General features: G+C 72.3%; 13 protein-coding genes. 10 read left to right on the top strand and 3 right to left on the bottom strand.

All coding sequences use genetic code 11. The features are described from left to right. Positions 1–130 precede the first annotated feature (130 nt). From ACFW9D_RS32400 to ACFW9D_RS32390, 3 genes are all read left to right on the top strand, one after another. Positions 131–691 carry a GNAT family N-acetyltransferase gene (locus ACFW9D_RS32400; protein ID WP_188336553.1) on the top strand — a complete coding sequence of 187 codons (561 nt, stop codon included), beginning with the start codon at positions 131–133 and terminating at the stop codon, positions 689–691. Positions 692–762: 71 nt separating this feature from the next. Further along, on the top strand, positions 763–2,466 hold the full coding sequence (locus tag ACFW9D_RS32395; RefSeq protein WP_188336552.1) for a proline--tRNA ligase: 1,704 nt from the start codon (positions 763–765) through the stop codon (positions 2,464–2,466). A gap of 238 nt (positions 2,467–2,704) precedes the next feature. Then, entirely contained in the window at positions 2,705–3,184 is a 480-nt protein-coding gene (locus ACFW9D_RS32390; RefSeq protein ID WP_384627882.1) for a GNAT family N-acetyltransferase, read from the top strand. Positions 3,185–3,187: 3 nt separating this feature from the next. Here the strand turns inward: ACFW9D_RS32390 and ACFW9D_RS32385 are convergent, their stop codons facing one another. From ACFW9D_RS32385 to ACFW9D_RS32375, 3 genes are read right to left on the bottom strand one after another with little or no spacing between them, the layout of a single operon-like run. Then, positions 3,188–4,090: an aminoglycoside phosphotransferase family protein gene (locus ACFW9D_RS32385; protein ID WP_384627879.1), complete on the bottom strand. Its 903-nt coding sequence runs from the start codon at positions 4,088–4,090 to the stop codon at positions 3,188–3,190. A 28-nt stretch (positions 4,091–4,118) separates the two neighbouring features. After that, positions 4,119–4,595, bottom strand: a complete 477-nt coding sequence (locus ACFW9D_RS32380) for a ferritin-like domain-containing protein (protein ID WP_384627877.1) — start codon at positions 4,593–4,595, stop codon at positions 4,119–4,121. Positions 4,596–4,600: 5 nt separating this feature from the next. After that, positions 4,601–5,104 carry a hypothetical protein gene (locus ACFW9D_RS32375; RefSeq protein WP_188336548.1) on the bottom strand — a complete coding sequence of 168 codons (504 nt, stop codon included), beginning with the start codon at positions 5,102–5,104 and terminating at the stop codon, positions 4,601–4,603. Between the two features lie 199 nt (positions 5,105–5,303). Between ACFW9D_RS32375 and rimP the strand changes: the two genes are divergently transcribed. From rimP to truB, 7 genes are all read left to right on the top strand, one after another. After that, positions 5,304–5,813 (top strand): ribosome maturation factor RimP, encoded by a 510-nt coding sequence (gene rimP, locus ACFW9D_RS32370; protein WP_188336547.1) that lies wholly within the window; start codon positions 5,304–5,306, stop codon positions 5,811–5,813. A 2-nt stretch (positions 5,814–5,815) separates the two neighbouring features. After that, the gene (gene nusA / locus ACFW9D_RS32365) at positions 5,816–6,814 is read left to right on the top strand and encodes a transcription termination factor NusA (protein ID WP_188336546.1); all 999 of its coding nucleotides are present in this window, start codon (positions 5,816–5,818) and stop codon (positions 6,812–6,814) included. Positions 6,815–6,915: 101 nt separating this feature from the next. Continuing rightward, complete coding sequence (locus tag ACFW9D_RS32360) at positions 6,916–7,194, top strand: YlxR family protein (RefSeq protein ID WP_188336545.1); 279 nt, start codon at positions 6,916–6,918, stop codon at positions 7,192–7,194. Positions 7,195–7,340: 146 nt separating this feature from the next. Continuing rightward, positions 7,341–10,397: a translation initiation factor IF-2 gene (gene infB, locus ACFW9D_RS32355; RefSeq protein WP_384627872.1), complete on the top strand. Its 3,057-nt coding sequence runs from the start codon at positions 7,341–7,343 to the stop codon at positions 10,395–10,397. 138 nt (positions 10,398–10,535) lie between these two features. Beyond that, on the top strand, positions 10,536–10,829 hold the full coding sequence (locus tag ACFW9D_RS32350; RefSeq protein ID WP_188336543.1) for a DUF503 domain-containing protein: 294 nt from the start codon (positions 10,536–10,538) through the stop codon (positions 10,827–10,829). Positions 10,830–10,865: 36 nt separating this feature from the next. Next, positions 10,866–11,324: a 30S ribosome-binding factor RbfA gene (gene rbfA / locus ACFW9D_RS32345; RefSeq protein WP_384627869.1), complete on the top strand. Its 459-nt coding sequence runs from the start codon at positions 10,866–10,868 to the stop codon at positions 11,322–11,324. 2 nt (positions 11,325–11,326) lie between these two features. Next, on the top strand, positions 11,327–12,232 hold the full coding sequence (gene truB / locus ACFW9D_RS32340; RefSeq protein WP_384627867.1) for a tRNA pseudouridine(55) synthase TruB: 906 nt from the start codon (positions 11,327–11,329) through the stop codon (positions 12,230–12,232). Positions 12,233–12,432: the final 200 nt, after the last annotated feature.

Raw genomic sequence — 12,432 nt, 5'->3', positions numbered from 1 at the left:
GTCCCAGGTCATGTGGCGGAGCCACCTGTCCTGGGACGCCGTGCGGCGAGGGTGCGTGCCGGGCGTCGGGGCGCAGACGGGGAACTCCAGACAGGACCTAGGAGTACGGCACCCCGGGTACGCTCCGGGCATGCCGCACCGGAACCGCACGGACGACACCGTCACCATCGGCCACCTCGACCTGAGGAGCCGCGTCGACGAGGCCCTCGCCGTCCAGGCCCACGCCTTCGGACTCAGCGACGACGAGATCGCCGTCCGCCGGCAGATCGTGCTGCGGCACATGACCTACCCGGGCGCCCGCGCCCTCGGCGCGACCACCGAGAGCGGCCGCCTCGTCGGCTTCGTCTACGGCATGCCCAACGACCGCCTGCACTGGTGGTCCACCGTCGTCGAGCCGTACCTGCGCGCCCGCGGCACCGAGGACTGGCTCGACGACTCCTTCGTCATCACCGAGTTGCACGTCCACCCCGGCTACCAGAACCGCGGCATCGGCCGCACCCTCATCACCACGATCACCGACACCGCGCTCCAGCCCCGCTCGATCCTCTCCGCGATCGACCACGAGAGCCCGGCCCGCGGCCTGTACCGCTCCCTCGGCTACGAGGACCTCGCCCGCCAGGTCGTCTTCCCGAGCGCTCCGAAGCCGTACGCGGTCATGGGCGCTCCCCTGCCGCTGCGGCGCAACACCTAACCGATTTCCGGCGGCGGCGGGCCCCCGGCTAACCTCCAGGGACCACCCTTTCGCAGCAGGAGTCACAAATCATGGCCAAGGTCCAGGTCCAGCGCATGTCCCGGTTGATGGTGAAGACCCTGCGCGACGACCCGGCGGACGCCGAGGTGCTGAGCCACAAGCTCCTCGTCCGCGCCGGTTACGTGCGCCGCACCGCCGCCGGCGTCTGGTCCTGGCTGCCGCTCGGCCGCAAGGTGTACGCCAACGTCGAGCGCGTCATCCGCGAGGAGATGGACGCCATCGGCGCCCAGGAGGTCCTGCTCCCCGCCCTGCTGCCCAAGGAGCCCTACGAGGCGACCGGCCGCTGGGAGGAGTACGGCGCCGAGCTGTTCCGCCTCAACGACCGCAAGGGCGGTGACTACCTCCTCGGCCCGACCCACGAGGAGATCTTCACCCAGCTCGTCAAGGACCAGTGCACGTCCTACAAGGACCTGCCCGTGATCCTCTACCAGATCCAGACCAAGTACCGCGACGAGGCCCGCCCCCGCGCCGGCATCCTGCGCGGCCGCGAGTTCCAGATGAAGGACTCCTACTCCTTCGACCTGGAGGACGAGGGCCTGGCCCGGTCCTACGCGCTGCACCGCGCCGCCTACCAGCGCATCTTCGAGCGCCTCGGCCTCGACTACCGCATCTGCGCCGCCACCGCCGGCGCCATGGGCGGCTCCAAGTCCGAGGAGTTCCTCGCCCCGGCCGCCGCCGGCGAGGACACCTTCGCCGACTGCCCGAACTGCGAGTACGCGGCGAACACCGAGGCCGTCTCCTTCGAGCTGAAGGCCGTGGACGCGGCCGGCGTGCCCGCGCTCGAGGAGATCCCCACCCCGGACACCCCCACCATCGAGACGCTCGCCGCGCACCTCGGCGTCGAGGCCTCCGCCACCCTCAAGAACCTCCTCGTGAAGGTCGACGGCGAGATCGTCGCCGTCGGCGTCCCCGGCGACCGCGAGGTCGACATGGACAAGGTCGAGGCCCACTTCGCCCCGGCCACCGTCGAGCTGGTCACCGCCGAGGACTTCACCGACCGCCCCGACCTCGTGCGCGGCTACGTCGGCCCGCAGGGCCTGGAGAAGGTCCAGTACCTCGCCGACCCCCGCGTCGCCCCCGGCACCTCCTGGATCACCGGCGCCAACAAGGAAGGCACGCACGCGAAGAACGTCGTCGCGGGCCGTGACTTCGAGGTCGACGCCTACGTCGACGTCGTGGTCGTCCAGGAAGGCGACCCGTGCCCCAACTGCGGCACCGGCCTCAAGCTGGACCGCGCCATCGAGATCGGCCACATCTTCCAGCTCGGCCGCAAGTACGCCGACGCCTTCCAGCTCGACGTCCTCGGCCAGAACGGCAAGCCGGTCCGCGTCACGATGGGCTCCTACGGCATCGGCGTCTCCCGTGCCGTCGCCGCGCTCGCCGAGCAGCACGCCGACGACAAGGGCCTCGTCTGGCCCGCCGAGATCGCCCCGGCCGACGTCCACGTCGTCGCCGCCGGCAAGGCGCTCCAGACCGAGCTGGCCCTCGAGGTCTCCGACAAGCTGGCCGCCGCCGGTGTCCGTGTCCTGGTCGACGACCGCCCCGGCATCTCGCCCGGCGTCAAGTTCACCGACTCCGAGCTCATCGGTGTCCCGCAGATCCTGGTCGCGGGCCGCCGCAGCGCCGACGGCATCGTCGAGCTCAAGGACCGCCGCACGGGCGAGCGCGAGGAGCTGACGGTCGACGAGGCCGTCGCCCGCCTGACCTCCGCCTGATCCCGGAGCCACCGGGCCGAAACGGTCTCGTACCGGACCGCGGCCCGGTGGGGGCTGGTCGCGCAGTTCCCCGCGCCCCTGATGAGGCTGCGCCTCATCGGGGAGATGCCACCCGAAGGGTGTGCATCTCAGGGGCGCGAGGAACTGCGCGACCAGCCACGACGGAGCTGAGGCCGTCGACGCTCCGCCAGCGGCAATTCGGTGTACGGGCCCGGTCGGCGCAGCCTATGGTCGCGCCATGCCCGAACTGCAGCCCCTGCGAGCCGACCACGCGGACGCCGTGCTCAGCTTCGAACGCGACAACCGCGCGTTCTTCGCGCAGAGCGTCCCCGACCGCGGCGACGCCTACTTCGAGGAGTTCGCGGCCCGGCACACCGCGAACCTCGCCGAGCAGACCGAGGGCACGGCCCACATGCACGTCCTGGTCACCGCCGAAGGCGAGATCATCGGCCGCTTCAACCTGTACGACCCGGCCGACGGCAGCGCCGAACTCGGCTTCCGGCTGGCCGAGCACGCCACGGGCAAGGGCCTGGCCACCGAAGCGGTCCGCCGCCTGTTCACCCTGGCCCGCGAGGACTACCACCTCACCCGCGTCACCGCCGCGGCCGAACCGGAGAACCACGCCTCCCGCGCCGTCCTCCAGCGCACGGGCTTCCACGCCATCGGGACCACGACCCGCTCGGGCCGCCCCTGCGTCGCGTACGCCCGGACCCTGTAGCGGTCAGAGCCAGCCCGCGAACTCCAGCAGGTTCTCCGCGTCGCCGGGCCGGCCCACCCGCAGCGCCCGCACCCCGGACTCCACCGCGCGGAACAGCGTCCAGCCGCGCAGCCGCTCCTGGTCCACGTCGAGGGACTCGGCGAGCTTGCGCACACGCCGCCGGGTGATCGCCGGGCCGGACGGGGAGCCGATCAGGTCCTCGACCCGGTCGCGCACCAGACGGGCCAGATCGAAGGCGCACTCGCCGACCACCGGATCCGGGCCGATGGCCAGCCACGGCACCCGCTCACCCGCGAGCACCTTGCTCTGCCGGAACGTGCCGTGCAGCAGCCGCAGCTCCGGCGGCGCCGCCACCAGCTCGTCCCGGGCCGTGAGCGCCGCGTCCACCAGCGGCGCCACCTCGGGGAAGTCGTCGACCGTCGCCCGCATCAGCGTGGCCTGCCGGCCCGTGCGCTCGGGCACCGTCTCGCAGTTGCGGCCCGCCGGCGGATCGACCCAGAGCCGGCGCAGCGTGCCCGCCGCCTCCAGGAGCGCCTTGGCCTCCGGCAGCGTACGGACCGAGACCTCCGGGTGCAGCCGCTCCAGGAGCAGCGCGCCGTCGCTCGGGCCCGGGTCCAGGAGCCGCACCGCGCCGAGACCGTCCCAGTGGGTCAGCGCCGCGCGCTCCGCCTCCGGGCGGAACCGCTCGGGCGCCAGCTTCAGCACCGCCGGGGTGCCCTCGGCCGTCCGCACGTGCGCGACCAGGCTGCTGCGGCCGCCGGGCAGATGGATCCGTTCGACGTCGACCCCGCGCCGGGCCGCCGCCTCCTCCAGCAGGGTGCCGAGCCGGGCCAGCCACGCGGACGCCCCCTCGTCGCGCACCTCGCCGAGCGCGTTCACCAGGCGCGAAGGCGGTTCGAATGCCATGCGCGAGACTTTCCCTTCCGAAGACAGCTCAGGTACCGGGCGCCACCGACGATCCGGAGGCCGAGGCGGACGGCACCGCGGCCCGTTCGGTGAGCCCAGGGAAGGCTACGCTGCCGCCGCGCCACCGCACCGCACGGACCGCCGCCTCCCGCAGCGCATCGGCCGCGCCCCGGCGCCGGTCGCCGCTCGACGCCCGTACGAGATCCGAGTACACGCCCGCGACCTTGTCCTCGATGTCCGCGGCCAGGCGGGCCGCGGCGGCCGAGTCCGGCACCGGGAACGGCAGCGCGTACGCCCCGGCGGACTCCTCCGGCTTCGCGCCCAAGTCCCGTACCGCGCGCCGCAGTTCGTCCCTGCGCGCCCGGTGCACGTCGTACGCGGCGCGGGCTTCGGAGCGCCGGCCCTCGCGGATCCGGCCGCCGACCACCCCGTACCCGTACACCGCCGCGTGCTCGGCGCGCAGCGCGGCCTGCACCGCCGCGAGCAGCCCGTCGTTCTCCGCCATGCCGGTCAGCCTTCCGTCAGCAGGTACGCGTGCGCGGCGCCGGCCGCCGCCACCGAGGCGAGCAGCCGCGCGAGCTCGGCCGGGGCGTCCACGAGCGCGGCCAGACGCCGGTCCGACAGCTCGCGCTCGGCCGCCGCGAGCGCCTTGAGGACGTCCTTCTCGGCGACGGGGCTCGCCGTCGGCGCGGGCGCGCCCGCCATCCGGCTCGGCACGGCCGCCCCGCCGAACGCCTGCACGTGCCGCTCGGTCTCGGCCCGCAGCGGCCCGAGCCGCCCCGCGAGCCCGGGCCGGGCGGTGAGGGCGTCGTCGTAGCGGCCGAGCAGGTCCGCGCTGTCCCGCGCCGCCTGCGTCCGCATCCGCCGCTCCTGCGAGACGGACGGCGCGCCGCTGCCGCCCTCGGTACCGTCACCGCCGCCCGAGCACGCGGTCAGCAGGGCGCTCGCCCCGGCCAGCGAGGCGAGCAGAGTCCTACGGCGTGGCCCGGGCGGGACCTGGGGGATGTGCGGCACGGCGGACGTCCTCGGCGGGAAGACCGGAAAGAGCTCCGGAAACGATTCGGCAGTATGAGCGATGGGTGACGCGAAGATCACCGTACCTTCGGCCCCCGCCCGGTGGACGGCAACACCCCCCTGGACCGGATACCCTTTGACCTGACGCGCAAGGATTGTCAGCGACCACAACAGCACACGCGGCCGAGGAGTCACCCGGATGAGCACCACCCAGAACGAGAGGCTGCGGGAACTACTGGAACCGCTCGTCAGCTCACAGGGGCTCGATCTCGAAGAGATCGAAGTGGCCTCGGTCGGACGCAAGCGGGTGCTGCGCGTCGTCGTGGACTCCGAGGAAGGCGCCGATCTGGACGCCGTCGCCGATGTGAGCCGCGCGCTCTCGGCGAAGCTCGACGAGACCGATGTGATGGGCGACGGAGAGTACGAGCTCGAGGTCGGCACGCCCGGCGCCGAGCGCGCGCTCACCGAGCACCGCCACTACGTCCGCGCGACGGACCGCCTCGTGAAGTTCACGCTGACCGACGGCGGCGAAGTGACCGCGCGCATCCTCCAGGTGGACGACGAGGGTCTCGACCTGGAGGTCCCGGGCGTGAAGGGCCGCAAGGCCACCGCCCGCAGGCTCGGCTTCACGGACATCGCCAAGGCGCGGGTCCAGGTCGAGTTCAACCGCAAGAACGCGAACGAAGACAAGAACGAAGAGGAGGCGTAGCCGTGGACATCGACATGAGTGCCCTGCGGGGTCTGGTCCGGGAGAAGGAGATCTCCTTCGATCTGCTGGTCGAGGCGATCGAATCGGCCCTCCTCATCGCCTACCACCGCACCGAGGGAAGCCGCCGCCACGCGCGCGTGAAGCTCGACCGCGAGAGCGGACACGTGACGGTCTGGGCGAAGGAGGACGCGGACGACCTGGAAGAGGGTCAGGAGCCGCGCGAGTTCGACGACACGCCCTCGGACTTCGGCCGTATCGCCGCCACGACCGCCAAGCAGGTCATCCTGCAGCGGCTGCGCGACGCCGAGGACGACGCGACGCTCGGCGAGTACGCCGGCCGCGAGGGCGACATCGTGATGGGCGTCGTCCAGCAGGGCCGCGACCCGAAGAACGTGCTGGTCGACATCGGCAAGCTCGAAGCCATCCTGCCGGTGCAGGAGCAGGTGCCGGGCGAGGAGTACCCGCACGGCATGCGCCTGCGCAGCTACGTCGTCCGGGTCGCCAAGGGTGTGCGCGGTCCGTCCGTGACGCTGTCGCGCACGCACCCGAACCTGGTCAAGAAGCTCTTCGCGCTCGAGGTGCCGGAGATCGCCGACGGGTCCGTCGAGATCGCCGCCATCGCCCGCGAGGCCGGCCACCGTACGAAGATCGCCGTCCGCTCCACCCGCAGCGGGCTCAACGCCAAGGGCGCCTGCATCGGCCCCATGGGCGGCCGTGTGCGCAATGTCATGGGCGAGCTCAACGGCGAGAAGATCGACATCGTCGACTGGTCCGACGACCCGGCCGACATGGTGGCCAACGCACTGTCCCCGGCCCGCGTCTCGAAGGTCGAGATCGTGGACCTGGGCGCCCGCTCGGCCCGGGTGACGGTGCCCGACTACCAGCTCTCCCTCGCCATCGGCAAGGAGGGCCAGAACGCCCGGCTCGCGGCCCGGCTGACCGGCTGGCGCATCGACATCCGGCCGGACACCGAGCAGCCCGCACCGGGCGCCGGGGAATAAATCCGGGCGCTGTGCGCTTGGATCACGACAGAATGTAACGAGACAGCCGTTCGATTTTTCCCCCAAAGGGGTGAGGTCGGTACGGGGAGGTAGACTTAATCGTGTCTGGCCGGACGCACGTCGGCGCATGCCCTGAGCGAACCTGCGTGGGTTGCCGCGAGCGAGCGGCCAAGAGCGATCTGCTGCGGATCGTGGTCGTCGAGGGCGCGTGCGTCCCCGATGATCGCGGTACGCTGCCCGGCCGGGGTGCGTATCTGCACCCCGCCCAGGTCTGTTTCGACCAGGCGGTCCGCCGTCGGGCCTTCCAGCGGGCGTTCAAGGCCCCTGGACCGTTCGACACGGAGGCGCTGAGCCACCGGGTCGGACGGGCAACACCGTAAGAAGCGCCGCGCGGAACCTCCGCGCGGCCCTGGTACCCCGCGAGTTGGAAGTAGGTCGAGATTGCGATGAGCACTCGATGAGCACGCGATGAGTACGCCCATGAAGTAGCGACGGTCCGGCGTAACCCGGACCTAAAAGGAGCGAAGTGGCTAAGGTCCGGGTATACGAACTCGCCAAGGAGTTCGGTGTGGAGAGCAAGGTCGTCATGGCCAAGCTCCAGGAACTCGGTGAATTCGTCCGTTCGGCGTCCTCGACGATCGAGGCGCCGGTCGTGCGCAAGTTGACTGATGCCCTCCAGCAGGGCAATGGCGGCGGCAAGCCCGCCGCACGCAAGGCCGCGCCCGCGAAGCCCGCGGCGCCGCGTCCCACCCCTTCCCCCGCGCAGGCCGCGAAGCCTGCCGCGCCGCGCCCGCCGGCCCCCAAGCCGGCCGCCGCGGAGAAGCCCGCCGCCTCGGCCCCCGCGCCGGGTCCGCGGCCGGGTCCGAAGCCGGCCCCCAAGCCGGCCACGCCGGCTCCGGCCGCGCCCGAGTTCACGGCGCCCCCCGCGGCTCCCGCCGCCCCGGCCGCTCCGGCCGCCGGTGGTGCGCGTCCGGGTGCCCGTCCCGGCGCCCCGAAGCCCGGTGGCCGTCCGGCCCCCGGTCAGGGTGCCCAGGGTGGTCAGGGTCAGCGCGGCGACCGTCAGGGCGCCCCGCGTCCCGGCGGCCAGGGTGCGCCCCGTCCCGGTGGTGCCCGGCCCGCGGGCCCGCGTCCGGGCAACAACCCCTTCACGTCCGGCGGCTCCACCGGCATGGCGCGCCCGCAGGCGCCCCGTCCCGGCGGCGCCCCGCGTCCCGGCGGCCCCGGTGCCCCGGGCGGTCCGCGCCCCCAGGGTGCGGGTCAGGGCGGTCCCCGTCCGCAGGGTCAGGGCGGCGCCCGTCCGACCCCGGGCGGCATGCCCCGTCCGCAGGGCGGCGCGGCCGGTCCGCGTCCCGGCGGCGGCCCCGGTGGTAACCGTCCGAACCCCGGCATGATGCCGCAGCGCCCCGCAGCGGGCCCGCGTCCCGGCGGTGGCCCCGGTGGCCGCGGTCCGGGTGGCGGCGGTCGTCCGGGTGGCGGCGGCGGTCGTCCCGGTGGCGGCGGCTTCGCCGGCCGTCCCGGTGGCGGTGGCGGCGGCTTCGCGGGTCGTCCCGGTGGTCCCGGTGGCGGTGGCGGCGGCTTCGCCGGCCGTCCCGGCGGTGGCGGCGGTGGCCGTCCCGGCTTCGGCGGTCGTCCCGGTGGTCCGGGTGGCCGTGGTGGCACGCAGGGTGCGTTCGGCCGTCCCGGCGGGCCCGCCCGTCGTGGTCGCAAGTCGAAGCGTCAGAGGCGCCAGGAGTACGAGGCCATGCAGGCCCCGTCGGTGGGCGGCGTCATGCTGCCTCGCGGCAACGGACAGACCGTCCGCCTGTCGCGCGGTGCCTCGCTGACCGACTTCGCGGAGAAGATCGGCGCCAACCCGGCCTCGCTCGTCGCCGTGATGATGAACCTCGGCGAGATGGTCACTGCCACGCAGTCCGTCTCCGACGAGACCCTCCAGCTGCTCGCGGGCGAGATGAACTACGTCCTCGAGGTCGTCAGCCCGGAGGAGGAGGACCGCGAGCTGCTCGAGTCCTTCGACATCGAGTTCGGCGAGGACGAGGGCGGCGAGGACATGCTCATGTCCCGTCCGCCGGTCGTCACCGTCATGGGTCACGTCGACCACGGTAAGACCCGACTGCTCGACACCATCCGCAAGACGAACGTCGTCGCGGGCGAGGCCGGCGGTATCACGCAGCACATCGGTGCGTACCAGGTCACGACCGAGGTCAACGACGAAGAGCGTCGGATCACCTTCATCGACACCCCGGGTCACGAGGCGTTCACCGCCATGCGTGCCCGTGGTGCGAAGTCGACCGACATCGCGATCCTCGTGGTCGCGGCCAACGACGGCGTCATGCCCCAGACGGTCGAGGCGCTCAACCACGCCAAGGCCGCCGAGGTCCCGATCGTCGTCGCGGTCAACAAGATCGACGTCGAGGGTGCCGACCCGACCAAGGTGCGCGGTCAGCTGACCGAGTACGGCCTGGTGGCCGAGGAGTACGGCGGCGACACCATGTTCGTCGACATCTCCGCCAAGCAGGGTCTGAACATCGACTCCCTGCTCGAGGCCGTGGTCCTGACCGCGGACGCCTCGCTCGACCTGCGGGCCAACCCGGAGCAGGACGCGCAGGGTATTGCGATCGAGTCCCACCTCGACCGCGGTCGTGGTGCGGTGTCGACCGTCCTCGTCCAGCGAGGCACGCTGCGCATCGGCGACACCATGGTGGTCGGCGACGCGTACGGCCGCGTCCGGGCGATGCTCGACGACAACGGCAACAACGTGGAGGAAGCGGGTCCCTCGACCCCCGTCCTCGTGCTCGGTCTCACCAACGTCCCGGGTGCCGGCGACAACTTCCTGGTGGTCGACGAGGACCGTACGGCCCGTCAGATCGCCGAGAAGCGTGCCGCTCGCGAGCGCAACGCCAACTTCGCGCGCCGCGGCGTCCGGTTCTCCCTGGAGAACCTGGACGAGGCCCTCAAGGCCGGTCTGGTGCAGGAGCTCAACCTCATCATCAAGGGCGACGCGTCCGGTTCGGTGGAGGCTCTCGAGTCCTCGCTGCTCCAGCTCGACGTCGGTGAAGAGGTCGACATCCGTGTCCTGCACCGCGGTGTGGGTGCGGTCACCGAGTCCGACATCAACCTGGCGACCGGCTCCGACGCCATCGTCATCGGCTTCAACGTCCGGGCAGCCGGCCGTGCGCAGCAGATGGCGGAGCGCGAGGGCGTCGACGTCCGGTACTACTCGGTGATCTACCAGGCCATCGAGGAGATCGAGGCGGCCCTCAAGGGCATGCTCAAGCCGGAGTACGAGGAGGTCGAGCTCGGCACGGCGGAGATCCGCGAGGTCTTCAAGTCGTCCAAGCTGGGCAACATCGCCGGTGTGCTCGTCCGGTCCGGAGAGGTCAAGCGCAACACCAAGGCGCGCCTGCTGCGCGATGGCAAGGTCATCGCGGAGAACCTCAACATCTCCGGTCTGCGTCGCTTCAAGGACGACGTCACCGAGATCCGCGAAGGGTTCGAGGGCGGTATCAACCTCGGCAACTTCAACGACATCAAGGTCGACGACGTCATCGCGACGTACGAGATGCGCGAGAAGCCGCGCGTCTGATCCACGCGGTAACCGACTGGGGCCGGTCGGCGGGACTTATTTCCGTCGATCGGCCCCGGCCGTTGCGTGTACGGTTCCCGTATCGGCGTCAGCTGTGGCGCCTTTACGAACCCGAACCGGCGGGACATCCGGACACACATGTATGTGGGGACTCTGTCCTTCGATCTGCTCCTCGGCGACGTCCACTCGCTGAAGGAGAAACGCTCCCTCGTTCGCCCCATCGTGGCCGAGCTCCAGCGCAAGTACGCGGTGAGCGCGGCGGAGACGGGCAACCAGGACCTCCATCGCAGGGCCGAGATCGGGCTCGCGCTGGTCTCCGGGGACACGGGACACCTCAGCGACGTACTGGACCGCTGCGAGCGGCTGGTGGCGGCCCGGCCCGAGGTGGAACTGCTCTCGGTTCGACGCAGGCTCCACAGCGACGAAGACTGAAGCAAGAAGCAAGACAGTTACTAAGGAGACGGACCAGTGGCCGACAACGCGCGCGCCAAGAGGCTGGCGGACCTCATCCGAGAGGTGGTGGCCCAGAAGCTGCAGCGCGGGATCAAGGACCCGCGGCTCGGCACCCACGTCACCATCACGGACACCCGGGTGACGGGTGACCTGCGGGAGGCCACCGTCTTCTACACGGTGTACGGGGACGACGAGGAGCGGGCCGAGGCGGCCGCCGGTCTGGAGAGCGCCAAGGGAGTCCTGCGTTCCGCGGTGGGTGCCGCGGCCGGCGTGAAGTTCACGCCGACCCTCACCTTCGTCGCGGACGCCCTGCCGGACAACGCCCGCACCATCGAGGACCTCCTCGACAAGGCGCGGGCCTCGGACGCCCAGGTGCGCCAGGCGTCCGCCGGCGCCGCCTTCGCGGGCGACGCCGACCCGTACAAGAAGCCGGAAGACGACGCCGCCGAGGACGAGACGGACGGCGACGCCTGAGCATGTCCGACCGCACCCCTCCGCCCGACGGCCTGGTCATCGTCGACAAGCCGTCGGGCTTCACCTCGCACGACGTCGTGGCCAAGATGCGCGGGATCGCCAGGACCCGCCGCGTCGGCCACGCGGGCACCCTCGACCCGATGGCGACGGGCGTCCTCGTGCTCGGCGTCGAGCGCGCCACCAAGCTCCTCGGTCACCTCGCGCTGACCGAGAAGGAGTACCTCGGCACGATCCGGCTCGGGCAGAACACGCTCACCGACGACGCCGAGGGCGACATCACCTCGTCCACCGACGCCTCCGGAGTGCGGCGCGACGCCGTCGACGCGGGTGTCGCCAAGCTGACCGGCGCCATCATGCAGGTGCCGTCCAAGGTCAGCGCCATCAAGATCAACGGCGTGCGCTCGTACAAGCGCGCCCGTGAGGGCGAGGAGTTCGAGATCCCGGCCCGGCCGGTCACCGTCTCCTCCTTCCAGGTCTACGACATGCGGGACGCCGTCGCCGAGGACGGGACCCCCGTGCTCGACCTCGTGGTGTCCGTCGTCTGCTCCTCCGGCACCTACATCCGGGCCCTCGCCCGCGACCTCGGCGCCGACCTGGGCGTCGGCGGCCATCTCACCGCGTTGCGCCGCACCCGGGTCGGGCCCTACAAGCTCGACGGGGCCAAGACCCTGGACCAGCTCCAGGAGTCGTTCGGCGTGATGCCGGTGGCCGACGCCGCGAGCGCCGCGTTCCCGCGCTGGGAGGTCGACGCGCGCCGCGCCAAGCTGCTCCTGAACGGGGTGCGCCTGGAGATGCCCGCCGAGTACGCGGGCGCCGGTCCTGTCGGCGTCTTCGGCGCGGACGGCACCTTCCTGGCCCTCGTCGAGGAGTCCAAGGGCAAGGCGAAGAGCCTGGCCGTCTTCGGCTGACGGCTTCCCCGCCGGACGGCGGACGCCGATGGAGCGGCGGGCATCCGGACCCCGGGTGGCCCGGCGCCCCCCCATCCCCCCCCCCCCTGGGGGGCGGCCCGCCCCCCCCAGTTACCCCCCCCCCCGCGGCCCGCGGGGGTATCATCGGGGGGGCCGGGGGGGCGGGGGCCCCCCCGAGCGGGGGGCGGGGGGGGGGGGGG

Origin of the sequence: Streptomyces sp. NPDC059524 (genome assembly GCF_042749255.1) — a bacterium.
Taxonomy (GTDB): domain Bacteria; phylum Actinomycetota; class Actinomycetes; order Streptomycetales; family Streptomycetaceae; genus Streptomyces; species Streptomyces xanthii.
Note: the sequence above shows the minus strand (reverse complement) of the source record. Positions and strands in the feature narration are given on the sequence as shown.

Excerpts from the sequence above, each read along its gene's own strand:
- ACFW9D_RS32400 (WP_188336553.1), top strand. The coding sequence starts at position 131 with ATGCCGCACCGGAACCGCACGGACGACACCGTCACCATCGGCCACCTC.
- ACFW9D_RS32395 (WP_188336552.1), top strand. The coding sequence starts at position 763 with ATGGCCAAGGTCCAGGTCCAGCGCATGTCCCGGTTGATGGTGAAGACC.
- ACFW9D_RS32390 (WP_384627882.1), top strand. The coding sequence starts at position 2,705 with ATGCCCGAACTGCAGCCCCTGCGAGCCGACCACGCGGACGCCGTGCTC.
- ACFW9D_RS32385 (WP_384627879.1), bottom strand. The coding sequence starts at position 4,090 with ATGGCATTCGAACCGCCTTCGCGCCTGGTGAACGCGCTCGGCGAGGTG.
- ACFW9D_RS32380 (WP_384627877.1), bottom strand. The coding sequence starts at position 4,595 with ATGGCGGAGAACGACGGGCTGCTCGCGGCGGTGCAGGCCGCGCTGCGC.
- rimP (WP_188336547.1), top strand. The coding sequence starts at position 5,304 with ATGAGCACCACCCAGAACGAGAGGCTGCGGGAACTACTGGAACCGCTC.
- ACFW9D_RS32350 (WP_188336543.1), top strand. The coding sequence starts at position 10,536 with ATGTATGTGGGGACTCTGTCCTTCGATCTGCTCCTCGGCGACGTCCAC.
- truB (WP_384627867.1), top strand. The coding sequence starts at position 11,327 with ATGTCCGACCGCACCCCTCCGCCCGACGGCCTGGTCATCGTCGACAAG.